The organism is Flagellimonas yonaguniensis, assembly GCF_029193885.1.
In the GTDB taxonomy this organism is placed as follows: Bacteria; Bacteroidota; Bacteroidia; order Flavobacteriales; family Flavobacteriaceae; genus Flagellimonas; species Flagellimonas yonaguniensis.
Genome location: NZ_JARFVB010000003.1, coordinates 143,561 through 169,543, shown reverse-complemented (window position 1 = coordinate 169,543; position 25,983 = coordinate 143,561). Strand labels below are relative to the sequence as shown.

Here is a 25,983-nt window from a genome sequence, read left to right as displayed (position 1 = left end):
AGCAGCTTATGTCAAAAATTTTGGTAATAGAAGACGAATCAGCAATTAGAAGGGTACTGGTGAAAATACTGGCCGAAGAAAGCGATAGTTACAATGTGGTCGAGGCTGAAGATGGCCTGACAGGAATGGACATTATCAAAAAGGAGGATTTTGACCTGGTGTTGTGCGATATCAAAATGCCAAAGATGGATGGTGTTGAGGTTTTGGAAGCTGCCAAGAAAATAAAACCCGAGATACCCTTTGTCATGATTTCTGGCCACGGCGATTTGGATACTGCCGTGAACACCATGAGACTGGGAGCCTACGATTATATTTCCAAACCACCGGATTTGAACAGGTTGCTTACCACCGTTCGCAATGCTTTGGAACGGAAAGAACTGACCATTGAGAACAAAGTGCTCAAGAAAAAGGTCTCCAAGAATTACGAGATGATCGGGGAAAGCAAGGAAATAGGAGCCATAAAGGATATGATCGAAAAAGTGGCGCCCACCGATGCCCGAGTGTTGATTACGGGCTCGAACGGAACTGGAAAAGAATTGGTCGCCCATTGGGTGCATCAAAAAAGTCCACGTTCATCCTCGCCCTTTATTGAGGTAAACTGTGCCGCAATTCCCTCGGAATTGATAGAAAGTGAGTTGTTCGGTCATGTGAAAGGAGCTTTTACCTCTGCTGTAAAAGACCGAGCAGGTAAGTTCGAAGCTGCCAACAAGGGAACCATATTTTTGGATGAGATTGGCGATATGAGTTTGTCCGCACAAGCCAAAGTGCTGCGTGCATTACAAGAGAACAAGATCAGTCGTGTGGGCTCCGATAAGGATATCAAAGTGGATGTTCGGGTGCTTGCGGCAACGAACAAGGATTTGAAAAAGGAAATTGAGGAAGGAAAGTTCCGCGAAGATCTTTACCACCGTTTGGCCGTTATTCTGATCAAAGTCCCAGCACTCAATGACAGACGGGACGACATCCCATTGTTGATAGAACATTTTGCCAAAAAAATAGCATCTGAGCAAGGAACAGGTCTAAAGAACTTCTCCAAAAAGGCCATAACCTTGCTCAAAAGTTATGATTGGACAGGAAATGTTCGTGAACTTCGCAATGTGGTGGAACGATTGATCATTCTCGGAGGAAAGGAAGTATCCGAAGAGGATGTAAAGTTATTTGCCAGTAAGTAAGCCTAGTTTAGTTGCAATCACCAAGTTTTTCAAGAGCTTCCTTTGTCAAGGTCTTCACCCTTTGGTAATATTCTTTTTTGTGTTGCGATAGATTGGTGTTGAGTAAGGTCAAATGTGCTTCTTCGTAGGTGTTGGAAATAAACCTGTGAGCATCTTTGCAATCCACATCGGAAACCACTTTGTCCAAAGAGGATTCAAAGCTCAATAGGCACTGGTGTACCTGTTTTTTTACAGTGGTGCCTTGTGTCAGCATCATTCCATTCTTGAAATCAAGCACATCAGTGGTGTTCATGACCAACACATTGCTTCCGTAATCGCTCGAGGTTTCTTGTTCAAACTCCTCTAATACATTAATGCCAATGGTGGTCTTTTCCAAGGCTTTGTGCAGTGCCAACTTGGTTTTGGTAAGTTCGTTTGCCTTTGTGGCCGTTTTTAAATGGTCAAGTGTGGATTCCAGACTTTCTATGGCTCCTTCACAGCCACAATCCAGAAAATTGCTTTTTGTTTTTTCGATACTGTTCAAAGCTTTGTATGCATGATATTTGGCCATGTTCACATTTTTGGCCAGAACGGCATCCTGTATTTTACTTTTGATATACTCCAGATTGGAAGTTGCATATTGGCATGCACTTGCCGGGGTAGAGAATGAAGCCATGAGCCAAAGGCCGAGTAGGCCAATAACAAAGACCATAAATAGGATAATCTTTCTATTCTTCATAACGCTTTTTGGATTTGGGACGTTGCGCCATTGATTTCCATAAAGTTATGTTTTCATCATCTTGGTGGACAAATAGATCGATTAAATAACCAACTTTGGGTATAAGCGGTAAAACCATCGATGAACGACACTTTAAAATGATGTTTAGGTTGAAGGAATAATCAAAAAGAATTATATTCAATCCCATGAAAGAAATCAAAACTGAGGATTATAAGGTAGTTGATGCGGTAAAGCTATCAGAAAAAGATACCTATGAGGATTTTGATGCATCCAAAGAGAGGCTCAAAAAAGAGTTGAAGAACATCCGAAAAGACCTTGGGGAATTTCAAGATACACTCTACGCCCATGGAAAATATGGTGTGTTGGTCTGTTTGCAAGGAATGGATACAGCGGGCAAGGATAGTCTGATCAGGGAAGTTTTCAAGGATTTTAATGTTAGGGGCGTAGTGGTGCATAGCTTCAAAGTGCCTTCTACCAAGGAAAAAAAGCACGATTATCTCTGGAGGCATTACATTGCCTTGCCCGAGCGAGGCAAATTTTCAGTTTTTAACCGTACCCATTACGAGAATGTGTTGGTAACCAAGGTGCATCCCGAATATATTATGGCGGAAAATCTCCCAAAAGTGGATTCCGTGGATGATATTGATAGTGGGTTTTGGGAAAGACGATATCAGCAAATCAATGATTTTGAAAAACATGTCGCTGATAATGGTACCATAATCTTCAAGTTTTTTCTCCACCTCTCCAAAGAAGAGCAGCGGCAGCGATTGTTGCGAAGAATCCATTTAAAACGAAAGAATTGGAAGTTTTCCCCTGGCGACCTTGAAGAAAGGGAATTGTGGGACAACTATCAAACTTGTTACGAAGAAGCGTTGAACAAGACCTCCAAAGAACATGCACCTTGGTATGTGATACCTGCCGACAACAAAAAAGCAGCTCGGGTCATTGTGGCCTCCATCATGATTGAAGCGTTAAAAAAGTACAAAGATATAGAGGAACCGGAACTGGATGATGAAATAAAAGCTAATTTAGAAACCTTTAAACAAGAACTGGAAAAAGAAACCACATGAGAACCACGCTACTTTTGGCCTTTTTGATGGTCAGCACCCCATTTTTTTCCCAATCCGAGGATGAAAAACAAATAAAAGCCATTTATGATGAAGCCCTGACCAATGGTAAGGCCTATGATTGGCTCAATTACCTATCCAATCAAATAGGAGGGCGCCTTTCAGGTTCGGTACAGGCACAACATGCTGTGGAATATACCAAAGAACAATTGGATTCCCTTGGATTGGACAAGGTTTGGTTACAACCTGTAATGGTCCCCAAATGGGTAAGGGGGGTGCCAGAGTTCGCCTATTTTGAGACCAAACCTGGATTGACCACCAATGTGCCCATTTGTGCCCTTGGGGGTTCTGTGGCCACTCCTGCAGGAGGCCTAAAGGCAAGTATAGTGGAAGTAAAGGGCATCGAGGACTTGGAAAAATTGGGACGCGATAAAATAGCGGGCAAGATTGTTTTCTATAACCGCCCGATGGATCCAACATTGATCAATACTTTTTCGGCCTATTCAGGATGTGTGGACCAACGCTATGCCGGTGCTTCCGAAGCAGGAAAGTATGGTGCGGTAGGGGTCATTGTACGTTCCGTGAACCTTCGTTTGGACGATTATCCACATACAGGTTCCATGGGCTATGGCGATACGCCGGTAAATGAACGGATTCCAGCAGCGGCGATCAGTACCAATGGAGCCGAATTGTTGAGTACCACCCTAACATTGAATCCAGATACCAAATTTTACTTCAAGCAAAATTGCAAACAGTTGGAAGATGTGCAATCCTACAACGTAATCGGAGAAATAACAGGAAGTACCTATCCCAACGAAATCATGGTCGTTGGTGGACATTTGGATTCTTGGGATTTGGGGGATGGATCGCACGACGACGGTGCTGGATGCGTACAGAGCATGGATGTATTGCGACTTTTAAATGAAACCGGTTATAAACCAAAGCGAACCTTGCGCGTTGTGTTATTCATGAACGAAGAGAATGGAATGCGCGGAGGCAATAAATATGCAGAAGTGGCGCGTAATAAAAATGAACAGCATGTATTTGCCCTGGAAAGTGATTCAGGTGGATTTACTCCCAGAGGTTTCTCGATTGATGCATCTGACGAAAATGTAAAGCAGATTCAAGGATGGAGGGATTTGTTCGAGCCCTATTTGATACATATGTTCTACAAAGGAGGAGGGGGAGCCGATATTGGTCCCTTAAAAGATGATGGAATGGTATTGGCAGGATTGCGACCCGATACCCAGCGTTATTTTGATCACCACCACGCCGAAAACGATACTTTTGAGCACGTGAACAAGCGTGAATTGGAATTGGGAGCGGCCACAATGGCTAGTTTAGTCTATTTGATCGATAAATATGGAACCATTCCCACCAAAAAAACAAAGGGATAGTATAATTGTATGATAATTGAACCGTTCAGGCCATTGGTTTGGACGGTTTTTTTATACAGTGGGTTTGCTTTTACTTGCTTTTCTCATTCGTTTTGGGCCGTACCATAACCAAAACCCTGTTACGGTAAACATCAATAAGGAACTCCCCATAATACTGGAATATACTAGCTTTACATACCCATTCGTACCGAGAAAATCATCTATAATGGAGCCGTCGTGTATGTTTTCCAAAAAGTCGGATCTTCGTTGTCCAATGGAAAGCACATCGCCTGTGGTCCCGTCCAACTGTACTTCGTAAAAGGAATCCACGAACACGAACTTCACGGACCCTTTTTCTTTTCTCATGTCAATACGGTCTATTTCCAAAGAGAGTTCGGGCGATACCTCATTGCGCAAAGTGGTGCAAGCAATGGTGTGCAGGCTGTCCACGGGCAACCATTTTTTTAGGTCTGCCGTGGTTCCTTTTTGTGTTTTTGGGAGAATGTACCCGTTGGAGTTCTTTTTCCAGCCCAAAATGAGGCCGGATACGGATACAAAAAAGAAAAAAATGAACAATAAAGCTCCTGTGGTCCGGTGTACTCTTCTAAAAATACGTAATACTTTGGCCTGCTTTTTCCTTTTACCCATTCCTGCCAGTTAAAAACCTTAAAGATCAGCAAATTTTGTGGAAAACGAATGTTTCGATATGTCTATTTTTATAATGATCTACAAGGATTTTGATCAAAATAACCATTAATGCGCATAATGCCCGTTGTAGGCTGTTGGAAATTGGCTAATCAGTTTATCTCCTCAATTATGATATCTGTTCCTGAATAATTGTTGTTCTTTAATTCGTGCCAATGTCTAATTCTTGGAATTTTAATTCCGTTGATTGTTATGCTTTTTTCGAAATACAATCTCTCACCTTCATCTGGTTTATCAGGGGAGGCAATCTCAATTCCAACAATTTCTTTATTTGACTTTGATATGAACAGACTCCAATCTTTTGAAAACATCGGTTTTTTTAACTCAACATCCACTTTATAGCAATCTTTGTTGTCAAATGTGGTTTCTGAAGTGTTCTTTACCTCCAAGATCCAATCATTTAAAGACATGGGGAGTCCATAAAATAATTGATAGAATTCTTTGTATCCAATATTGCGTGAAGTATCCAGTCTGTATTTGTTGATCAAAGTAGTGTCTATGACTATTTGTCCATTCAATAAAACAGAGCTTTTTCCATTTTTATCTATAATGTGTTCAGAAATGTGCTCGTCCCTGTTTCTTTTTAGTTTGAAAGAATTATCAGAATTGTCCAATTCTAAAACAGAATACCGATGGGGGTTCAGAACTCTGGGTTCTTGAATGTGAATGTTCAATTTAGTGTTGCTCCATGATTTTTGCGGATCATGGTAATCCATTGACTGACTTAGGATTTGCTTACCCTCGATTGTTTTCTCTTGATGGCATCCCCAAAAAAGAATCGTTAGTGTTATGATGAATGCTCTTTTCATATTTTGGGTGGTTTGTTCAACGATTAGCTGAACATCGTTTTAATGGTTTTTAGCTTGCAATACCGAAACAAATTCGGTAAAGTTAAGTTAGCTTTTTCAGGCTGAAATCCCAATGGTAATCAGTCAATGCCTTAATTTGGGTTGATGGATTTTCAACCTACCGATATGCATCATTCAGCCCGATGCCGTCTTTGATCATGGGCAGGATTTTTCCCAACCTGCGTAGTTTGGTTTTCTCCTGTTTGGCCTCAGCAATGTATTCGCTGAACTCTTTCTGTTTGTAGGGCGTGAATTTTTCAAAAGCTGTTTTTAAACTAGGATCTTTGTCCAGTTCGGAAAGCAGTAGTTCAGGAATGGTCACCTTTTTGGTTTTCTCGGCCTTTACCTCCAATCCTTTTTTCTGGTTGTCCAAAGCCTCTTTCATGTAGCCAAGCACGGCTTTCCCGTCCACTTCGTCCAAACTCAGGAACTTCCAGTGTCGCATACCCTTGGTTTTACCTTCCTGAGCATTTTCCAATACCTTTTTCGGGTCTTTTAAAAAAACGCCGTTAAAGAACCATACACCGAAATGGTTCTTGAACTTACAAATCCCAAATACATTTTTGTTGTTCAAGGTGTAGACGGGAATACTCCATTTAAAATCCTCTACAGCTTCCGTTTTAAGTGCAAGTTCCCTCAAGTAGGCTATTCCTTCCTTGAATGGATGCTCTTTTTCGTAATACCCTTCCAGTTTTTCCGATTTATCCACGACTACTTTATTTGACTAGCGGTAAGTTCGCAAATTTTTACGATAACCATCACTGCTTTTTGCATACTTTCCAAAGGAACATATTCGTATTTGCCGTGGAAATTGTGTCCACCGGCAAAAATGTTGGGGCAGGGCAGGCCCATAAAACTCAGTTGCGAACCATCCGTTCCTCCTCGAATAGGTTTGATGATGGGTTCGATTTGAAGGGATTTCATCGCCTCTTCGGCAATCTCCACGATATGGTACATGGGCTCCACCTTTTCCCGCATGTTCTTGTACTGGTCCTCAATGGCCACACTGACAAATTCCCCATGTTTTTTATTGAGTTTTTCCTTGATGTCGTTCAATAGATCCTTCCTTGCCTGAAAATGCACTGCATCGTGGTCACGGATAATGAGTTCGATCTCTGTTTTTTCAATTTCGCCCTTGATCTTGTGCACATGGAAAAAACCTTCGCGACCCGTGGTGTGTTCAGGGACTTCGCTGGGAGGGAGGTGGGTCAGGAAATCGTTGGCGATGCCAATGGCGTTCACCATTTTGTTTTTGGCATAGCCAGGATGCACACTTTTCCCCGTTATGGTTATTATGGCCTTGGCCGCATTGAAGTTTTCATATTCCAGTTCGCCCACTTGACTGCCATCCATGGTATAGGCCCATTCGGCACCGAATTTTTCCACATCAAACTTGTGTGCTCCTCTGCCTATTTCCTCATCGGGGGTAAAAGCTATGCGTATTTTTCCATGTTTGATTTCGGGATGATTAATCAGGTATTCCATTGCAGTAATGATTTCCGCAATACCTGCCTTGTCGTCTGCACCCAACAAGGTTGTACCATCTGTAGTTATCAGGGTCTGACCTTCGTATGCCTTTAAATCTTCAAAATAATCAGGAGAAAGCACAATGTTCTTCAATTTGTTGAGTACAATATCCTTACCGTCGTAATTTTCAATGATCTGTGGTTTTACATTTCTGCCAGAAAAATCTGGGGAGGTATCAAAATGGGAAACAAAACCAATGGGGGGAACTTTTTTGTTCATATTGCTGGGTAAAGTGGCCATGATGTAGGCGTTCTCGTCAATCGAGACCTCTTGCATGCCAATCTGGTGCAGTTCCATAACCAGTTTTTTTGCCAAATCCCATTGCTTTTCCGTACTGGGTGTGGTTTTGGAATAGGGGTCACTTTGCGTATCCGTGGTCACGTATTCCAAAAATCGTGGGAGTAACTTTTCCATGGTTAGTGTTGAGTTTTTCCAAAAATAAAGCTTATTCAAACGTAATCTTGCAAATCAATGGCATTAATAAGTATCTTTCGGAAAACCATTAATTGTAATCTGAATTGAAAGCGGTTGTATTTTTTCTTTTTTTGATTTTGGGCTTTAGCGGATTTGCCCAAATGGACTGCATTTTGGGTGTGGGCGGACGCGATAACGAAACCATTACCAAGGTCTTTGAATTGACGGAAGAGCAGCAAAGGAACCTGAAGAATTGGAGTGCCGAACTCAAAATCCGGAACGATATTTTTAAGGGTAAGGCGGAATATCTCATGAAACAGAATGAAGAGAGTTCCCCTGAAGTATTGATGGATGTGTCCAAAAAGTACCAATCCTTTATCGATAGTATGGCAAAAAATGTCCGAATGATGGATAAAAGACTGTTGACAACTTTCAACAAAGCCCAATATGAACGCTATTTGAAATTATGCCGCCAAATGACTTTGCGTCCTATCCATATTAATAGGTCTGTTGACGAAAATTGACTGAAATGCGAAGAACTGTTTTGAGAGTTTTTATTTTTGTCCCAAATCCATTTTGAATGTATAAAATCCTTATCCGCCCGGTACTTTTTTTGTTTGACCCAGAAGCCGTGCACCACTTTTCCTTTGGGGCCATTAAGTTTTTTTCAAGATTGGGTTTGATGGGTCTTTTCAGGAAGATATTTGTTGTGAGCGACCCAAAACTGGAACGAGAGGTGTTTGGTGTGAAGTTCAAGAATCCCGTGGGACTTGCCGCTGGTTTTGATAAGGATGCCAAATTGTATAACGAATTCTCAGACTTTGGTTTCGGGTTTGTGGAAATAGGTACGGTGACCCCCAAGCCCCAACCGGGAAACCCCAAAAAGCGGTTGTTCCGTTTAAAAGATGATAAAGCCATCATCAACCGAATGGGGTTCAATAACAAAGGTGTTTTTGAGGCGGTGGAACAGTTGAAGAAAAAGCACCGAGTAATTGTCGGCGGAAATATTGGCAAGAACAAAGTAACGCCCAATGAGGCCGCCATCAAGGATTATCTGATTTGCTTTGAAGCACTTTTTGAGCATGTGGATTATTTTGTGGTCAATGTGAGTTCCCCCAATACCCCTGGACTACGAGAGCTTCAGGATAGGGAGCCGTTGACCAAGTTGTTGAAGAAGCTAAAAAGTCAGAATAAGAAATTGGCCAAAAGTTTCAAGCAGAAAGAGAAGCCCATTTTATTGAAAATAGCTCCCGATTTAACAGATGATCAATTGTTGGATATCATCGAGATTGTTGCAGATACCAAAATTGATGGTGTTATTGCGACCAACACGACCATAGAAAGGAAAGGGTTGAAATCGCACTTGATTTTATCCGAGGAAAAAGGAGGTCTTAGTGGAAAACCTTTGACAGAGCGGAGCACCGAAGTTATTCGGTTTTTATCTGAAAATAGTAGAAAGGCTTTCCCGATCATAGGGGTGGGAGGTATCCATTCCGCAGAAGATGCCTTGGAAAAGTTGGAGGCAGGGGCGGATTTGGTGCAGCTCTACACCGGATTTATTTATGAAGGTCCGGGACTCATCAAAAAAATCAACAAGGCCATTTTGGAGAAAATGGACTAAGATCGTATGCATAGTTTGTTTTTATTTCTGGAATCCGTCAATTATCCCATATTGATAGGGTTTCTGGTGTCCTCATTGGCTTTGGCCATTTCGCCTGGACCGGATAATATTTTTGTGCTTACCCAAAGCATCAGTAATGGTGCAAAATCAGGGTTGGCCACGGTTTATGGTTTGGTCTCGGGCTGTTTGGTGCACACGACTTTGTTGGCTTTCGGGGTTTCGGAAATCATCAAGCGTAGCGATACCTTGTTTTTTGCCATCAAATTGTTTGGAGCCATGTATCTCCTGTATTTGGCCTATCAGGTGTACCGAAGTGATGCTTCCATTCTTTTGGACAATGGAAATCAACCAACCCAAACATCTTCAAAGCTTTTTTGGAAAGGCTTTACCATGAATGTGCTCAACCCCAAGGTAACCATCTTCTTTTTGGCCTTTTTTCCCGGATTTTTGTTTAGCAAGGAACTCAATACCGTCATTCAATTCTATGTTTTAGGGCTGCTTTTCATGCTTTCTGCCCTTATTGTCTTTGGTGCAATAGCTATACTTGCCGGAAACATTTCCAAATATCTGACCAGTCATAAAAAGGCGGGCGTTTACTTGAAATGGGTACAGATTATTGTTTTTGTGGGGATTGCATTTTATCTATTTCTATCGGATAAATAAGTGCTATTTTTACGGAAGCCTATGTCAAAAGTAAAGCTCATAGAATGTCCGCGGGACGCCATGCAGGGAATCAAGACCTTTATCCCCACGGATGAAAAGGTGAGATATATCCAGTCCCTGTTGGGTTGTGGTTTTGATACCATTGACTTTGGTAGTTTTGTGTCGCCGAAAGCCATTCCGCAAATGCAGGACACCGCAGAAGTACTTGACCGATTGGATCTATCCAGAACCCAAAGCAAGCTTTTGGCCATTGTGGCCAATGTTCGGGGAGCGCAAGATGCTTGCAAGCATGAAGCGATTGATTATTTGGGCTTTCCTTTTTCCATTTCGGAAAACTTTCAGATGCGGAACACGCACAAGACCATTGCCCAATCGGTGGAAACCCTAAAAGGAATCTTGGAGTTGGCCAATGCGCATGATAAAGAAGTCGTGACTTATATTTCCATGGGATTCGGGAATCCGTATGGAGACCCTTGGAATGTGGAAATCGTAGGAGAGTGGACCGAAAAATTGGCCGAGATGGGAACCAAAATCCTGTCGTTGTCGGATACTATTGGGAGTTCCACCCCAGAGGTCATTGATTATCTGTTCTCCAACCTGATCCCAAAATATCCAGATATTGAGTTCGGTGCACATTTGCACACAACACCCACCAAATGGCACGAAAAAGTAGATGCAGCCTACAAAGCAGGATGTCGCCGTTTTGATGGAGCCGTGCAAGGATTTGGCGGTTGCCCCATGGCCAAGGATGAACTTACGGGCAATATGCCCACCGAGCGAATGCTTTCCTATTTCACTACTGAAAAAGCTGATACCGGTGTCAATTGGATGGTTTTTGAAGCGGCATTCAATAAGGCAACAGAGCTTTTTTCCCAGTATCACTAAAAGCAATTGGAAGACTTAAGAGGATAATTTGTTATTTAGATTAGGTCTAAATGGATATATTTGATGCATCAACAATTTTCCACTATGAAGTACAACGGTTTATTGCCAACACTGCCCAAAGAACTACGACTATTTATTTCCGTTTTTGTGATTGTGCTCTCCGTGGGGTATTTTACGGGATTGCTCTTTATTCAAGAAACCGAATCGACCACTCCAGCTGGAGTTGAGGAAAATTACTTGGGTAACGAAGATGATGAAGATGCCGAGGTCATGAAATTTAAAAAAGGGGAACGCGAAATGCTGACCGTAATCCACACACACGTGCTCTCCATGTCCTTGATTTTCTTCCTGCTGGGCGGATTGGTCTGGATAACAAAGGCTCCCAAAAAACTAAAACTCTTTTTGACCATTGAACCTTTCCTTTCCATTATCTTGACTTTCGGTGGTATTTATGTCATGTGGTCTGGGGTGGGTTGGTTTCGATATGTTGTAGTGCTTTCTGGGATTTTAATGACGATTACCTACACAGGTTCGGCCTGCTTGGTGCTTTGGCAGTGTATTCCCCCAAGAAACCCCAATAAGTACTCCTCAAAATCAGTTATCAATTAACTGATAGTCGATTTCTTCATGGGACAGAAGTTTTACCTTTTGTTTTTCAAAACGGAGCAAGCTCAACAGTTCGGCTACTTCTTCTTTATTGACCAAAATAATGAAGTGCTTTTTCCCGACCGAAATAGGAATTTTTCGCTGCTGGCTCCAATGTTTCAGATGGTTTTCCCAATAGGGAATGTCCAATTGCTCAATATATTCCTTCAATGCCTCAAGCTCCCATTCATACAATTCAAAACAGAGGTTGTTGTATATCAATTGAAATAATTTGGTATGGTTGCAAAAGGTCAACACTCCATTTTTAGATCGGCCCATTACATTCAAAAATCTGCACATATAAAATGTTTTGAGCTTTAAATATAACAATTATATAGAATGATTCTAAATAAACGGGTAAAATTCCGAATGGTCTCCAAAATGGAATGGCCATACAAGGTGGTATTCAAATAAATTAGTGGTATATTTGCACGCAATTAATCCGTAATTGCAATGGAAGCTCACCAAAACAAAATTGTTGGAGAAGGACTTACATACGACGACGTTCTTCTCGTGCCCGCTTACTCCGAAGTACTTCCCAGAGAAGTAAACATCCAATCAAAATTTACCAAGAACATTACCATAAATGTGCCGATAGTTTCAGCGGCCATGGATACGGTAACTGAATCCCGTATGGCCATTGCCATGGCTAGGGAAGGGGGAATCGGTGTTCTTCATAAAAATATGACCATAGAGCAGCAGGCTCTTAAGGTTAGAAAAGTAAAGCGTGCAGAAAGTGGCATGATCATGGATCCCGTGACCCTTCCTTTGGAGTCCGTGGTTCGAGATGCGAAGGCAAGTATGAAGGAGCATAGCATCGGGGGTATCCCAATTGTGGATGCAAAAAATAAATTGATAGGAATCGTTACCAACCGAGATCTTCGTTTTGAGAAAAACGATAATCGTCCCATAGCAGAGGTAATGACTTCGGAAAACTTGGTCACTGTTGGGGAAGGAACGTCTTTGCAGCAAGCGGAGGTTATCCTTCAAGAGAATAAAATTGAAAAATTACCCGTGGTCAACGATAAGGATGAGCTTATTGGTTTGATTACGTTCAGGGATATTACAAAGCTTACCCAAAAGCCCATTGCCAATAAAGACCAATACGGTCGTCTGCGTGTTGCTGCTGCCATCGGAGTAACCGCCGATGCTGTGGAAAGAGCAGAGGCATTGGTAAAGGCAGGTGTTGACGCCATCATTATTGATACGGCACACGGACACACCAAAGGTGTGGTGGGTATTTTGAAAGAGGTTAAGAAATCGTTCCCGGAATTGGAAGTAGTGGTGGGAAATATCGCCACTGCAGAAGCTGCCAAATATTTGGTGGAAGCAGGTGCAGATGCTGTTAAAGTGGGTATTGGGCCAGGTTCCATTTGTACCACACGTGTGGTCGCAGGGGTTGGTTTTCCACAGTTTTCCGCTGTTTTGGAAGTGTCTGCAGCTTTGAAAGGAACAGGGGTTCCCGTAATTGCCGATGGAGGAATCCGTTATACCGGTGATATTCCCAAAGCATTGGCAGCAGGAGCTGATACCGTAATGTTGGGCTCGTTGTTGGCAGGTACCAAAGAATCTCCAGGTGAGACCATTATCTATGAAGGGCGTAAGTTTAAATCGTACCGTGGAATGGGGTCTGTTGAGGCCATGAAAAAAGGTAGTAAGGACAGATACTTCCAAGATGTGGAGGACGATATCAAAAAACTGGTTCCCGAAGGTATCGTGGGCCGAGTGCCGTACAAAGGTGAATTGGTGGAAAGCATGCACCAATTTATCGGTGGTCTACGTGCAGGTATGGGGTATTGCGGTGCTGGGGATATCGAGGCCTTGAAAAACAATGCCCGTTTTGTGAAAATCACTTCGAGCGGTATCCACGAAAGTCATCCACATAACGTGACCATTACTAAAGAGAGTCCGAATTACAGTAGATAAATAATGTAAAGTAAACACATACTCGCTGGGGGATGAATTTATTTCCCAGCGTAGCTTTGCCAATCCTTATCCTTGTAGATGTTTTCGCCAAAGTATTTGGCAATCTGCATGAACGGTTCCACTTGTTGATAGCCTGGTACTGGAGACAACATATTCAATTGTTCGTCCAAAAATACAACAGTGGGGTAGCTCATTCTACCCTGTAGCAAAGCTGCTGCCAATTCATGATAGCCCCTTCTTCCAGATGGGACAAACTTGAAGGTCTTGCCTTGATATTCAATAGGGTCCTTACCTTCAGCATCCAGCTTTACCATATAAAAATTGTCTTGCATGTATTTGGATACATCAGGATGTTGAAACGTGTTTTTGTCCATTTTTTTGCACCATCCACACCAATCTGTGTAGACATCAATAAAAATCTTTTTGGGCTGGGTGTCCGTTTGGGAAAGTTGCACGGCCTCTTCCCATGAAATCCATTTGATATCTTGAGCTTGGGCAGTAAAGCCTGTGAATACTATAAAAAGTAAGCTGATTTGGGTGAAAATTGAGCGCATAGTCATGGTTTTTAACGAAATTGTCGTCTTGTCCGTACAAAACTAACGAAAATTGTGCCAAAAAAGTATGCGTTTTAACAGTCTGATAAGGCTATTGCTCTACTTCACAGTTTCTTTCTGGGGCGTATCATAAAGCTCCTTCACGTCCACTTGATTGTGTAGGATGTCATCAAAAGTTTCCCTTTTTCTGATCAGATGTCCTTTCCCTTGGTACCAAAGTACTTCGGCAGGTCTGTATCTGGAATTGTAGTTGCTTGCCATCGTGAAGCAATAGGCCCCAGCATTTTTAAAGCAAAGAATGTCACCTTCCGTGATTTCATTGATCCTTCGGTTGCTTCCGAAGGTGTCCGTTTCGCAGATATATCCTACCACCGAGTAATAGCGTTCCCTTCCTTTTGGGTTGGAAATATTACTGATTTCATGAGTGGAACCATATAGCATAGGTCGAATCAAATGGTTGAACCCTGAGTCGATACTGGCAAAAACGGTCGAGGTGGTCTGTTTTACCACATTTACCTTGGCCAAAAATACACCTGCTTCACTTACCAAGAATTTACCCGGTTCAAAGGCTAGGGTAAGCTCCTTGCCGTACTCCTTGCAGAATTCATTGAACCTTTTGGTCAGTTTCTTTCCCAATTCATCCACATTGGTCTGGATGTCACCTTCTTTATAAGGTACTTTAAATCCGCTACCAAAATCGATGAACTCCAGATTCTTGAAGTTTTTTGCTGCTTCAAAAAGTATTTCAGAAGCGTAAAGGAACACGTCGATATCCAAAATATCACTGCCCGTGTGCATGTGGATTCCGTTGATGTTCATGTTGGTCAACTCCACAATACGCAACAAATGTGGTATTTGATGCACACTGATTCCAAATTTTGAATCGATATGTCCCACTGAAATATTGGAGTTTCCACCAGCCATCACGTGTGGGTTAATACGGATACATACGGGAATATCGGGATGCTTGCTCCCAAATTGCTCTAAAATGGAAAGATTGTCGATATTCACTTGAATCCCGAGTGCGGCAGCTTCCTCAATTTCTTCCAAAGAAACCCCGTTGGGCGTAAAAATGATGGATTCTGGTTTAAATCCAGCCAAAAGCCCCAGTTTCACTTCTTGGATGGACACGGTATCCAAACCGCTTCCCAAACTGTTCAACAATCTAAGAATACTTACATTGGACAATGCTTTGGCGGCATAGTTTAGCTTGAGTTTAGGCACGCCTTTAAATGCATTGGTCAGTTTTTTGTATTGCGAAGTGATCTTGTCCGCATCATATACATAAAGAGGGGCGCCGAATTGTTCCGTAAGCTGAAGTAAGTCCTTAGAATTCATGTTAAACGAGTATTTTAAGCAAATCTAGCTTATGTAGCCTTTACACACAAGGATTCCAGATTATTTATCAAAATATAACAAATTGTTTTATTTTTAACAATTAAAAACCTTGAGGGTTGTGACTTTAGGTTTTGATATGTATTTTTAGAAAAATCAGAAGTATGAAATTACCTTTATTTCCATTGAAATCCGTGTTTTTCCCTGGTGAGACCGTCCCTCTTCACATTTTTGAGGATCGTTACAAACAATTGATCGCCGATTGTAGGAGGGAGGCCCTTACCTTTGGTATTCCTGTATATATCAATGATACAATATCCTATGGGACGGAGGTGCAGTTGGTGGAGGTGGTAAACACATATAAATCAGGGGAAATGGATGTGGTTTGTGTGGCACGTCAAGTGTTCAAGGTGCTGAGTTTTGAAAAGCTACTGGACGGAAAGCCCTATGCCGGTGGGGAGGTGGAATTTTTGGAAGTGCAAAATGATGCCGATGATGGATTGAGGCAAGAAGTGCTTCAAAAGGTTGAGGCTTTGTATGATATCATGGGAGTACCGTTTACAAGAACATCTCCCAAACAATTCAACAGTTACTCGTTGGCCCACAAAATGGGGCTATCCTTTGAGCAGGAATACAAATTATTGCTCATGTCCAAAGAGACAGACCGCCTGAATTTCATCAAAAGACATTTGGAGGCTACCACAAATGTGTTGAACGAGGTGAACCGTACCAAAGAAGTAATGGAAATGAACGGACATTTCAAGAATTTTGACCCGCTGGACTTCCAAGACTTTAAGTTGTAGCGGTTCCAATTAGGGAAAGAAGCATTTTCTTGGTACTTATCGCTAATTAATCATTTAACATCTTCAATTTGTCAGCGGTGTTTTCTATTTTTGTCTGCAAACAAAAGTAAATTCACAGATGAATCTTCACGAATATCAAGGAAAAGAGATTTTAGCCAGTTTTGGTGTTAGAATCCAAAGGGGAATTGTTGCCCACAATGCCAAAGAAGCGGTAGATGCCGCAAAACAACTTACACAAGAAACCGGAACCGGATGGCACGTAATCAAGGCACAAGTGCATGCAGGTGGCCGTGGTAAGGGCGGTGGCGTGAAATTGGCCAAAAACTTGAAAGAAGTGGAAGAGTTGGCAGGTAGTATCATAGGCATGAACCTTGTTACTCCTCAAACATCTGCCGAAGGTAAAAAGGTGCACCAAGTATTGGTTGCCGAAGATGTTTATTATCCGGGCGATAGCGAGACCAGCGAATTTTATATGTCTGTTCTTTTGAATAGGGGAACGGGAAAAAATATGATCATGTATTCTACCGAAGGAGGTATGGATATCGAGGAAGTGGCTGAGAAAACACCACACTTGATTTTTACTGAAGAGGTAGACCCGGGATTGGGTCTATTGTCTTTCCAAGCAAGAAGGATTGCGTTCAACTTGGGATTGTCCGGAACTGCATTCAAGGAAATGGTAAAATTCGTAATGTCTTTGTACAAGGCTTATGTTGAGAGTGATTCCAGCCTTTTTGAGATCAATCCGGTGCTAAAGACATCCGATGACAAAATCATGGCAGTCGATGCCAAGGTAACGATTGACGATAATGCACTTTACAGAAGAAAGTCTTATGCGGAAATGAGAGACCTACGCGAAGAAAACCCTATCGAGGTTGAAGCTCGCGAGGTGGGATTGAACTATGTGGATTTGGATGGTAACGTGGGTTGTATGGTAAATGGGGCCGGATTGGCGATGGCTACCATGGACTTGATTAAAATGGCCGGTGGAGAACCTGCCAACTTTTTGGATGTAGGAGGTACTGCAGATGCGAAAAGGGTGGAAGAGGCATTCCGTATTATCCTAAAGGATCCCAACGTAAAAGCAATTTTGATCAATATCTTTGGAGGTATCGTACGTTGTGATCGAGTGGCACAAGGTGTTGTTGATGCCTACAAGAACATGGGAGATGCTATCCAAGTACCTATTATCGTAAGATTGCAAGGAACCAATGCAGAGTTGGCGAAAGAAATTATAGACAATTCCGGTTTAGCTGTGCACTCAGCTGTTCAGTTTAAAGAAGCTGCGGACAAAGTTGAGGAAGTTTTGGGCTAGACTCATTCCTGATATAATACTAAAAAGGGCAATCCAGTTAAGGATTGCCCTTTTTTTATTTTCCAAACCAAGGGTTTTTATCTGTCATTTAATGCTCAGTAACCGTACTACTTTCGTTTTGAGAAACTTCCTTAATCAGGCTTTTTGGAATTGATAATATAGGAGTATTAGCCCAAGGTTAAGGACATTAAACATTTGTTAAATAACCCTAAAGTGTAACAATTATGTTTTCTAATCGTCTTATTTTTGAAGTGTCGTTAAAATAGAGCATTAATCAAGCTCTGATATTGACATATCATTAATCATCAGTTTAATCAAAAAACAAAATCATGAAAAAATTAAAAACTGTTTCAGTAGCATTGGCATTATTTGCCACAATGAGTGCATTCGCGACAAAAGGTAAGAAATCGACCGAGGAAAACAATCTTACTGGTCAAATTTACGAGTTGCTAAAAGAGCATAAATTTAAATTGGATTCAGAAGAATTGACAGCAGAAGTTCGCTTCATTATAAATGAAGAAGGTGAATTGGTAGTGTTGTCAGTTAAAACTGATCATGATATTGTGGAAGGTTATGTGAAAAACCGTCTTAACTACAAAAAGGTGCAATTGGATAAGGTTGCTCCTGGGAAGGTTTATGAGCTTCCAGTCCGTATTACCGCTTAAAAACCGGGAATTGTTTGAGTTAGTTAGAAAAAAGCCCTGAATTTCAGGGCTTTTTTATGTACTAAAACGGGGTGTTTTGGAGTTATCTACTTATGATAACGAACTAGAACCAGACGTTATGGGTACTTATAAAGAAAAATTGAGCATTCTTTCGGAGATGATCGGCTTTGCGAGAGTTGACCATTCCCTGAAACGATCCGAATACGAATTTTTGCTGAAAGTGGCCCGGAATTTAGGAGTTAGCAAAGATGTTTTTGATGGATTGTTAAAGGAGAAATCCCCAAAAGTTCGCCTGAAAACACAGGCAGAGCGCATTGTTCAATTCCATAGACTTATTTTGCTCATGAACGTGGATCATGAGCAGCACAAAAAAGAAATCAATACACTTTATAATATTGGGCTCAAAATGGGTCTGCCGCCAGCCGCTATCAGTCAGGTGTTGGAGATTATGCACCGCTATCCCAACAAGATTGTTCCGCCGGATGTGCTTATCAATATCTTCAAGGCACATTACAATTAATGTCAAAATGACATTTGTTTTCACTTGAATCATGTCAAATGGACATGATTTTTCTATTGGTACAGGTTTTGACTTATACAGGTTGATTTAAATGTTTAACTAAAAATTGAATCGCCATGAGTATAGTAAAAAGAAACAACCTGTTTTTTCCATCCTTGATGAACGATTTTGTAGGTCCTGATTGGTTCGGTGGAACAGATAAGTGGAATACTTCCATGCCCGCTGTGAATATAAAGGACAATACCGAAGGATTTGAATTGGAACTAGCCGTTCCAGGAATGAAAAAAGATGATTTTACCGTGGAAATCGATAACGATGTATTGACCATTTCCAGCGAAGTGAAATCCGAAAACGAGGAAAGCAACGATAATTACACAAGAAAAGAATTCTCCTATTCTTCGTTCAAAAGAGCTTTCACACTGCCAGAAACCGTTGATGGCTCTAAAATCGACGCCAAGTACGAAGATGGAGTGTTGAAATTGACATTGCCCAAAAAACAAGAGGCATTGCCAAAACCAAAAAGATTGATTGATATAGCATAAGACATTCGAACACCAACTATAGGTGTTTCATGATGGTTGGATTAGTTGGTTAGTTGAGGCGCGCTCCTGCACATGCGGGGGCGCGTTTTTTTTATTCCTTCTCCTGAAGCATTTTTATCTCGTCCCTTAGTTTGGCCGCTTCCATAAAATTGAGCTCCTTGGCCGCTTTTTCCATGGCCTTTCTTTTTTCCCTGATCAACTTTTCCCTTTGGTCTTCGGTAATGTAGTTCAGGTCTGGTTCTGCTGCACGCAACTCTTCTTTCTGAAAATGATAGGTAGAAACCGAGTTTTTGGCCAATGCACTGTCCAAGTTCTTCTTAAGGGCCGTTGGGGTTATGTTGTTCTCTTTGTTGTATGCCATTTGTTTGTCTCTACGATAATTGGTCTCATCGATGGTCTTTTGCATGCTTTCGGTAATGGTATCGGCATACATGATGGCTTTTCCATTCAAGTTTCTTGCGGCACGGCCAACTGTTTGGGTCAAAGAACGGTTACTCCTTAAAAAACCTTCCTTGTCCGCATCCAAAATGGCGACCAAGGATACTTCGGGTAAATCCAACCCTTCACGTAACAAATTGACCCCGATAAGCACATCAAAGAGTCCTTTCCTCAAATCTTGCATGATTTCCACACGTTCCAGCGTATCCACATCACTATGGATGTAGCGGCAGCGAACATCTATTCGAGATAGGTATTTGGTAAGTTCCTCTGCCATACGTTTGGTTAACGTGGTCACTAAGGTGCGCTCATCCAACTCTACCCGTTGTTGAATCTCCTCCACAAGGTCATCAATTTGATTTTCACTGGGGCGGACTTCAATTACCGGGTCCAACAATCCCGTGGGACGGATGATTTGTTCCACATAAACCCCTTCACTCAATTCCAATTCGTAATCAGCGGGAGTGGCGCTCACATAAAGCACTTGGTTCTGGAGTGCCTCAAATTCTTCAAACTTCAACGGACGGTTGTCCATGGCAGCAGGCAAGCGAAAACCATATTCCACCAAATTTTCTTTTCTGGAACGGTCGCCTCCGTACATGGCGTGTACTTGGGGTATGGTTACGTGGCTTTCATCGATCACCATTAAATAATCATCCGGGAAATAATCCAACAAGCAGAAAGGTCGGGTGCCTGGTTTTCTTCCATCCAAATACCTTGAGTAATTTTCAATTCCTGAACAATAGCCAAGTTCACGAATCATTTCCAAGTCGAAATTGGTGCGCTCTTCCAAACGTTTGGCCTCCAAAGGCCGACCGATTTCCTTAAAATAATCTATTTGTTTTACCAAATCATCCTGAATCTCCTTTATCGCATTTTGAAGCACATCGGGAGAGGTCACGAACATGTTCGCAGGGTAGATATTCAGGGTGTCATAAATTTCAATGACCTTATTGTTGTAGGGGTCCAATGCTTCGATTTCCTCAATTTCATCACCAAAAAAATGAATACGGAAAGCGTGATCGGCATAACCGGGGAACACATCCACCACATCACCTTTTACCCTAAAATTACCATTCCTGAAATCCGCAGTGGTACGGGCATAGAGGCTCTGCACCAATTGCTTTAAAAACTTGGTACGCGATATGACCTGATCTCTATGTATGGTAATGACGTTTTTTTGAAACTCAATAGGGTTCCCAATACCATACAGGCAGGAAACAGAGGCGACCACAAGTACATCCCGTCGACCTGAAAGGAGTGAGGAGGTGGCACTCAATCGTAATTTCTCGATATCCTCGTTTATGGACAGGTCTTTTTCAATATAAAGTCCACTTGTGGGGATATAGGCTTCGGGCTGATAGTAATCGTAATAAGATACAAAGTATTCCACGGCATTGTTTGGGAAAAACTGCTTGAACTCCGAATACAATTGAGCGGCCAGGGTCTTATTGTGCGCCAAGACCAAGGTGGGACGCTGAACCGATTCCACCACATTGGCGACCGTAAAAGTTTTCCCCGACCCAGTAACCCCTAGTAGGGTTTGGTACCTGGTATCTGTCTCAATACCATTTACCAATTGTCTTATGGCTTCGGGTTGGTCGCCCGTGGGCTTAAAGTCGGAAACTACCTGAAATTTCATTATGTAAAAATACTAAAGGTAGGTGCCAAATAGAAGCAAAGTTTTTAATATTCTCATCAAGAGAAACTACAGATCACGTTTCTTCAATAATGCGTAGGATAAATAGATGAAAATGGCAGTCCAAACGATTACGATGAGGAACTCGTACCAATACACATGATAATCAAATTTCATGTCCTCACCTATTTGCTGACCAATATTTTGTACCGCCGAAAGTCGGGTAAAAGGTTCTTTAATGAGGTTGGCCATGGACTCCAAGGGAAAGAATCGCTTTACGGCTTTAGCAGCCTCCCAACTCATGACCTTCCAGCCCAATAACCCAAATACCACTTGTTCCAATATGGTCCAAAGAATCAAGAAGCCAAGAGCGAAAGCGGAGCGTTTTACCAAAATGCCCAAGAAAAGACAGAAGGAGAAGAAGCCGACCAACTTGAAAAAGAAGGCAGGCAAAAACTCCAAATCGGAGAATATGATGGAGACTTCATTGTAATCTGAATACACCAAACCAAGAATCATGGAGACCACGAACACAAAAATGGTGGAAATCAGCGCAAAGGAAATCACGGTAAGTACTTTAGATAGGATGAATTCCTTTTTGGACAACCCATCGATAAGGTTTTGTTTGATGGTCTTGTTACTGTACTCGTTGGACATCATGGAGACGATGACAATGGCCAGAAATAGCTTGAAAAGTGCGGTAACAAAGGTATTGAAGTGCCAGATGTAAGGAAAATTGAAAATCCCTTGGTCGGCCAAGTGGAATTGTACCGGGCCAATATCGAATTTTATGGCCGCAACAAGCGCAATGGAAGTCAGGAGCACAAAATAGGAGATGATCAGCACCTTGCTGGCCCTATTGTTCCAAAGTTTTATGAATTCTATTTGTAGGAGACGTAACATTCGTTTTTTTGATTATTGGTTTTTGGTCAAGGTTAAAAATTGTTCTTCGAGGCTTTCTTTTCGCTTCACAAGGTGGGATAGCACGATTCCTTTATCAAACAGCATTTTGTTCAAGCTTTCGGCATCCATTTCCTCTTTTAGATAGGCAGTAAGGGTTCCGTTATAGTTTTCGATTTTCCCAAAGCTGGCACTCTTTTCCAATAGTTCTTGAAGCTCATCAAGATTATCGGCTCTTAATTCAAAAAATCCATGACTGGCCAACATACTGTCCACTGGACCTGCATACAAGTTTTCGCCTTTTCGAAGAATGATGACATGCGAACATACCTTTTCCACCTCGTCCAATAAGTGGGAGGCCAATAAAATGGTGGTCCCTTGACTTGCAATTTTCTTGATGATTTCCCGTATCTGATGGATTCCCTGTGGGTCCAAGCCGTTGGTGGGCTCATCCAAAATCAATATTTCAGGGTCGTTGAGCAGGGCAGAGGCGATGGCCATACGCTGCTTCATCCCCAGCGAATATGTTTTGAACTTGCTGTTGCGACGGTCCCATAATCCTACCAATTCCAGTTTTTCCTGAATCTTGGTCTCTGGAACATCCTTTATTTTACAGACCAACCGTAAATTCTGGATGGCGTCCATATAGGGATAAAAGTTGGGGCGTTCAATAATGGCGCCTACCTTTTTTAAGGCTTCGTGGGTGGATGTGTTGCCATCGAACCAGCTGAATTCTCCCGAAGTTCGGTTCACTACGTTGAGAATAATGCCCAAGGTGGTCGATTTGCCGCTTCCGTTAGGACCCAAAATACCGTAGACATTTCCTTTTTCAATGGTAAAGGAAAGATCTTTTACGGCAGTGAGATACCCAAACTTTTTGGTGAGATGGCTTACATTAAGTATTGTTTCCAAAAGATGCTATCGTTTTTTGAATGGTTTATACTAACTTGACGAAGTATATTGCAATTTGTTACAAAATAATCGAATACAATGTCGGAAGAAAAGTTGATGTCGAAAAAGAAACCTGCTTATCCCATAAGTAAGGAACTGGATGAATATTTGGAATATTACAATCGGAAAATTGAGATACCCATCCATTACGATGACCTGCTTAGGTTCTCGGGAAGCGTTGCCGTGTACGATGCCAATGATGAAGATACCCTTTGGGTACGGGTGTTTTATCCTGAGTTTGACCGAGATGAAATCGATCTGGCGCTAAAACGGGTGTACTCCAGTTTTGTGTCGGATGGTAGTGATTCCATCTTTCAATATTTGAATGTGGATTATGTGGATTACTGCACATTTGGGAACTCAAAGCCCTTCAGGATCAAGGTGCGTAACATTTTGAACGATAACTATACCTTGTTCTATGTAAAAAAAACGGACGCCTCACGTGTGTACGGTTTGGAATTGGAGCACATGTTGTCTCCATATAATTTAAATTTCGTAATCTATGAAAACACTTTGATCGAGGAGCATATAGTGGGCATACCAGGGGATGTTTTCATGAAGAAGAACCTTCCAGAGTGTACCGAATTTGACAAAGCCCAGATTGCCAAGGAGTTTGTGAAGTTCAATGAACGATGCACGATTCGCCTACTGGGTGATATGCGCTCCTATAACTATGTTATTGTCCCTACCCACGATTTTGATAGTGTGGTATATAAAATCAGGGCCATAGATTTTGATCAGCAGTGTTACGAAGGGAAAATAAAGGTATATCGCCCCCAATTCTTTAAGGAGAACAAGACCATGGTGGATTTGGTTCAGAACAAGTTGACCGTGGACTCCGTCAACCAATATATTGTTGAGGAACGATCGATTATCGCCAAAAGGATTTTGAGCTGGGGCAGAAGACTAAAACGACTGTTGGATGTGTGTCAAGTTGATACCATTGCCCCGCCCGAAAACACCGAAATGCTGAAAACCCAATTACAGGAACTGACAGGTGATATTAATTTTAGGGACAGTAAAACCATGGGCGAAGTATTGACCCACGCCCTTGATTTTGTAAAACGAAACTACGAGGATGTAAGTATGAAACAGATTATAGAAAAGAAATTCTAACTTTTCTGCTCTTTGTTGAAATAAACAAGGTAGTAATACATCTGCCGTTCCTCATCCCAACCTTTTTCCACAAATTTCTCCGCGGATTCCGGATTGATGAAATCCATCTTGATTTGAATATTGGTATCCAGGTTGATGACATTCTTGATTTTCTTTCGGGCATCGCTCACTGCTTTGTTGGCAATGTCAAAATTGGAAACGTCCTCAATGCTATATTTTGGACCTTTTTCAACCTTGTAGTGCTTAAACTCAGGGATAAGCTCTGGATTTTCCATGACTTCGTTCAAGAATGAGGTCTCTTCAAAATTGTCGTTTTTGGCAAAGTGGTTCACAGCTCGGTTCATGAACATAACCTCTTGTTGTTTGTCCTCGGCGGGCAAAACCACATCTTTGGCAAAGTTCTGGCAGAATTTAAGGTAGTTCTTCGTATAGAAGTTCTCATCGGTCAATGGGAGAACACCCAAGAAGTTTTCCAACCAATATTTGGCATCGTAGCGGTTACTGTCCACAGAAAGGACTTTGTACCCTTCTTCTTTGCCAATATTGAAAACGATACAGCCTTTATCCAGCTTGTTTATGTTAATTCCTTGGCGAATCAGGATTTCCAAGTTGTGTTCATTTTCTTCAAACTGAAGGAAATCGTGTTTCAGCTCGCTTTTAAAAATACCCACGGCATCCGTTTTTTGGTTATCGATGACCATATCCGAAAAATGGACCACATAAACTTCCCCGCTTTTAATGTGTGGGTGATTGGATTGCTCAAAAAGATAGGTAGTGATCTTTTTGGAAAGTCCATGGTTATCTGATGGATTTTCGAATATCCCAGAAACCGCTGTATAGACCTCGTTGAACTCTAAATCCACCTCGTGGCCAAACTTATAGTAGTTTTCTTCCTTTTCCCTAAAAGGTTTAAAAAAGTATTCCTTCAACAGACCGGACATTTCATCATTGAGCGAAAATGGCTCTGCGGACAAAAAAGCAGATTCGTTTTTACTTTTATTTCCTACTCGGTGGAGTGAAATACTTTCAATTTGGGCATTATATAGGTTTAGCATGTTAAGATTAAGTGTTAATGGTTAAAACTTGGTCAAGAGTTCGGTTAATTCCAGTTTTCGTCAAAATCCATATCATCATAACGATCTAGGAGGTCGTCAAAATCGCCATCATCATCACTGGGCTTTGCCTCAAACTGTTTTTCTGGCGGGGCATCCGGTAGTTCGCCAAAAGTAAACAGTAGGTTTGGGTATATCCTACCATCTTCTTTGTCAACAATATCTGCTAGTTCCACAAAAAAAGTCCACATGCTAAAAAAGTCGTACACATAGATCATTTTTGGATTGTCCTCCGTTAAAACATCGTCAAGTGGTGTTTCGTTCATCAATCGGATATCGGAACCGCTCTCGCTCATGTCAAAAAGAGCAATTTCCTCATCTTGGTTCCATTCTTCGTCACAGGTGTAAAAAGAGGCCATTTCACTTCCCTCAAAACCAAAAGCTTGGGTTATGGCATTGTGGAAATCCTCCAAATTACTTTGGTCCTCAATTTCGATATCACGAAAGATATCTTCCTCAGCATCAAGTATTATCCTGATTTTATAAATCATCCATCAAATTTTAGAGTGGGCACAAAGGTACAATAAAT

At 41.7% G+C, this 25,983-nt stretch carries 28 protein-coding genes; 15 read left to right on the top strand and 13 right to left on the bottom strand.

Annotation, left to right across the window (positions count from 1 at the left end; all coding sequences use genetic code 11):
* Positions 1-8 precede the first annotated feature (8 nt).
* Positions 9-1,172, top strand: a complete 1,164-nt coding sequence (locus PY092_RS07120; RefSeq protein ID WP_275615159.1) for a sigma-54-dependent transcriptional regulator — start codon at positions 9-11, stop codon at positions 1,170-1,172.
* Between the two features lie 7 nt (positions 1,173-1,179).
* Here PY092_RS07120 and PY092_RS07115 read toward each other — a convergent pair whose 3' ends face one another.
* Positions 1,180-1,890 carry a hypothetical protein gene (locus PY092_RS07115; RefSeq protein WP_275615158.1) on the bottom strand — a complete coding sequence of 237 codons (711 nt, stop codon included), beginning with the start codon at positions 1,888-1,890 and terminating at the stop codon, positions 1,180-1,182.
* Between the two features lie 185 nt (positions 1,891-2,075).
* Between PY092_RS07115 and PY092_RS07110 the strand changes: the two genes are divergently transcribed.
* A complete protein-coding gene (locus tag PY092_RS07110; protein WP_275615157.1) occupies positions 2,076-2,960 on the top strand; it encodes a PPK2 family polyphosphate kinase in 885 nt (294 codons plus the stop codon).
* Positions 2,957-4,354, top strand: coding sequence for a M20/M25/M40 family metallo-hydrolase (locus PY092_RS07105; protein WP_275615156.1), 1,398 nt, complete (start codon positions 2,957-2,959; stop codon positions 4,352-4,354). The genes PY092_RS07110 and PY092_RS07105 overlap by 4 nt, the downstream gene beginning before the upstream one ends.
* A gap of 51 nt (positions 4,355-4,405) precedes the next feature.
* Here PY092_RS07105 and PY092_RS07100 read toward each other — a convergent pair whose 3' ends face one another.
* The 4 genes from PY092_RS07100 to pepT all read right to left on the bottom strand — a co-directional run bounded on the left by PY092_RS07100 (position 4,406) and on the right by pepT (position 7,827).
* The gene (locus PY092_RS07100; protein ID WP_275615155.1) at positions 4,406-4,981 is read right to left on the bottom strand and encodes a PepSY domain-containing protein; all 576 of its coding nucleotides are present in this window, start codon (positions 4,979-4,981) and stop codon (positions 4,406-4,408) included.
* Positions 4,982-5,130: 149 nt separating this feature from the next.
* A complete protein-coding gene (locus PY092_RS07095; RefSeq protein WP_275615154.1) occupies positions 5,131-5,847 on the bottom strand; it encodes a DUF6503 family protein in 717 nt (238 codons plus the stop codon).
* 157 nt (positions 5,848-6,004) lie between these two features.
* Positions 6,005-6,595, bottom strand: a complete 591-nt coding sequence (locus PY092_RS07090; RefSeq protein WP_275615153.1) for a YdeI/OmpD-associated family protein — start codon at positions 6,593-6,595, stop codon at positions 6,005-6,007.
* Between the two features lie 2 nt (positions 6,596-6,597).
* Positions 6,598-7,827, bottom strand: a complete 1,230-nt coding sequence (gene pepT, locus PY092_RS07085) for a peptidase T (RefSeq protein ID WP_275615152.1) — start codon at positions 7,825-7,827, stop codon at positions 6,598-6,600.
* Positions 7,828-7,931: 104 nt separating this feature from the next.
* On the opposite strand from pepT, the gene PY092_RS07080 reads away from it, so the two are divergent.
* The 5 genes from PY092_RS07080 to PY092_RS07060 all read left to right on the top strand — a co-directional run bounded on the left by PY092_RS07080 (position 7,932) and on the right by PY092_RS07060 (position 11,605).
* Complete coding sequence (locus tag PY092_RS07080) at positions 7,932-8,351, top strand: hypothetical protein (protein ID WP_275615151.1); 420 nt, start codon at positions 7,932-7,934, stop codon at positions 8,349-8,351.
* 56 nt (positions 8,352-8,407) lie between these two features.
* On the top strand, positions 8,408-9,448 hold the full coding sequence (locus PY092_RS07075) for a quinone-dependent dihydroorotate dehydrogenase (protein ID WP_275615150.1): 1,041 nt from the start codon (positions 8,408-8,410) through the stop codon (positions 9,446-9,448).
* A gap of 6 nt (positions 9,449-9,454) precedes the next feature.
* Positions 9,455-10,111, top strand: coding sequence for a LysE family translocator (locus tag PY092_RS07070; RefSeq protein ID WP_275615149.1), 657 nt, complete (start codon positions 9,455-9,457; stop codon positions 10,109-10,111).
* Between the two features lie 21 nt (positions 10,112-10,132).
* Positions 10,133-10,996 carry a hydroxymethylglutaryl-CoA lyase gene (locus tag PY092_RS07065; protein ID WP_275615148.1) on the top strand — a complete coding sequence of 288 codons (864 nt, stop codon included), beginning with the start codon at positions 10,133-10,135 and terminating at the stop codon, positions 10,994-10,996.
* Positions 10,997-11,080: 84 nt separating this feature from the next.
* Positions 11,081-11,605 carry a hypothetical protein gene (locus PY092_RS07060; protein ID WP_275615147.1) on the top strand — a complete coding sequence of 175 codons (525 nt, stop codon included), beginning with the start codon at positions 11,081-11,083 and terminating at the stop codon, positions 11,603-11,605.
* Here the strand turns inward: PY092_RS07060 and PY092_RS07055 are convergent.
* Entirely contained in the window at positions 11,591-11,941 is a 351-nt protein-coding gene (locus PY092_RS07055) for a DUF6686 family protein (protein ID WP_275615146.1), read from the bottom strand. The two genes, PY092_RS07060 and PY092_RS07055, sit on opposite strands and share 15 nt — an antisense overlap.
* Before the next feature lie 153 nt (positions 11,942-12,094).
* Here PY092_RS07055 and guaB point away from each other — a divergent pair, with 153 nt between their 5' ends.
* A complete protein-coding gene (guaB, locus tag PY092_RS07050; protein WP_275615145.1) occupies positions 12,095-13,567 on the top strand; it encodes an IMP dehydrogenase in 1,473 nt (490 codons plus the stop codon).
* Between the two features lie 38 nt (positions 13,568-13,605).
* Here guaB and PY092_RS07045 read toward each other — a convergent pair whose 3' ends face one another.
* Positions 13,606-14,121 carry a thioredoxin family protein gene (locus PY092_RS07045; protein WP_275615144.1) on the bottom strand — a complete coding sequence of 172 codons (516 nt, stop codon included), beginning with the start codon at positions 14,119-14,121 and terminating at the stop codon, positions 13,606-13,608.
* A gap of 99 nt (positions 14,122-14,220) precedes the next feature.
* A complete protein-coding gene (gene lysA, locus PY092_RS07040) occupies positions 14,221-15,459 on the bottom strand; it encodes a diaminopimelate decarboxylase (protein ID WP_275615143.1) in 1,239 nt (412 codons plus the stop codon).
* A 161-nt stretch (positions 15,460-15,620) separates the two neighbouring features.
* Here lysA and PY092_RS07035 point away from each other — a divergent pair, with 161 nt between their 5' ends.
* The 5 genes from PY092_RS07035 (at position 15,621) to PY092_RS07015 (ending at position 19,298) form a co-directional block, all read left to right on the top strand.
* A complete protein-coding gene (locus tag PY092_RS07035; protein WP_275615142.1) occupies positions 15,621-16,259 on the top strand; it encodes an LON peptidase substrate-binding domain-containing protein in 639 nt (212 codons plus the stop codon).
* A 118-nt stretch (positions 16,260-16,377) separates the two neighbouring features.
* The gene (gene sucC, locus PY092_RS07030) at positions 16,378-17,571 is read left to right on the top strand and encodes an ADP-forming succinate--CoA ligase subunit beta (RefSeq protein WP_275615141.1); all 1,194 of its coding nucleotides are present in this window, start codon (positions 16,378-16,380) and stop codon (positions 17,569-17,571) included.
* A 329-nt stretch (positions 17,572-17,900) separates the two neighbouring features.
* The gene (locus PY092_RS07025; protein WP_275615140.1) at positions 17,901-18,236 is read left to right on the top strand and encodes a hypothetical protein; all 336 of its coding nucleotides are present in this window, start codon (positions 17,901-17,903) and stop codon (positions 18,234-18,236) included.
* Positions 18,237-18,354: 118 nt separating this feature from the next.
* Positions 18,355-18,756 carry a TerB family tellurite resistance protein gene (locus PY092_RS07020; protein ID WP_275615139.1) on the top strand — a complete coding sequence of 134 codons (402 nt, stop codon included), beginning with the start codon at positions 18,355-18,357 and terminating at the stop codon, positions 18,754-18,756.
* Between the two features lie 116 nt (positions 18,757-18,872).
* The gene (locus PY092_RS07015; protein WP_275615138.1) at positions 18,873-19,298 is read left to right on the top strand and encodes an Hsp20/alpha crystallin family protein; all 426 of its coding nucleotides are present in this window, start codon (positions 18,873-18,875) and stop codon (positions 19,296-19,298) included.
* 91 nt (positions 19,299-19,389) lie between these two features.
* Here PY092_RS07015 and uvrB read toward each other — a convergent pair whose 3' ends face one another.
* From uvrB to PY092_RS07000, 3 genes are all read right to left on the bottom strand, one after another.
* A complete protein-coding gene (gene uvrB, locus PY092_RS07010) occupies positions 19,390-21,378 on the bottom strand; it encodes an excinuclease ABC subunit UvrB (RefSeq protein WP_275615137.1) in 1,989 nt (662 codons plus the stop codon).
* A 66-nt stretch (positions 21,379-21,444) separates the two neighbouring features.
* Positions 21,445-22,278, bottom strand: a complete 834-nt coding sequence (locus PY092_RS07005) for an ABC transporter permease (RefSeq protein WP_275615136.1) — start codon at positions 22,276-22,278, stop codon at positions 21,445-21,447.
* 12 nt (positions 22,279-22,290) lie between these two features.
* Positions 22,291-23,187, bottom strand: a complete 897-nt coding sequence (locus PY092_RS07000; RefSeq protein WP_275615135.1) for an ABC transporter ATP-binding protein — start codon at positions 23,185-23,187, stop codon at positions 22,291-22,293.
* A gap of 78 nt (positions 23,188-23,265) precedes the next feature.
* Here PY092_RS07000 and PY092_RS06995 point away from each other — a divergent pair, with 78 nt between their 5' ends.
* The gene (locus PY092_RS06995; protein WP_275615134.1) at positions 23,266-24,342 is read left to right on the top strand and encodes a hypothetical protein; all 1,077 of its coding nucleotides are present in this window, start codon (positions 23,266-23,268) and stop codon (positions 24,340-24,342) included.
* Here the strand turns inward: PY092_RS06995 and PY092_RS06990 are convergent.
* Positions 24,339-25,397, bottom strand: a complete 1,059-nt coding sequence (locus PY092_RS06990; protein WP_275615133.1) for a nucleoid-associated protein — start codon at positions 25,395-25,397, stop codon at positions 24,339-24,341. The genes PY092_RS06995 and PY092_RS06990 overlap by 4 nt on opposite strands.
* Positions 25,398-25,441: 44 nt before the next feature.
* Positions 25,442-25,945 (bottom strand): IS1096 element passenger TnpR family protein, encoded by a 504-nt coding sequence (locus PY092_RS06985; RefSeq protein WP_275615132.1) that lies wholly within the window; start codon positions 25,943-25,945, stop codon positions 25,442-25,444.
* Positions 25,946-25,983: the final 38 nt, after the last annotated feature.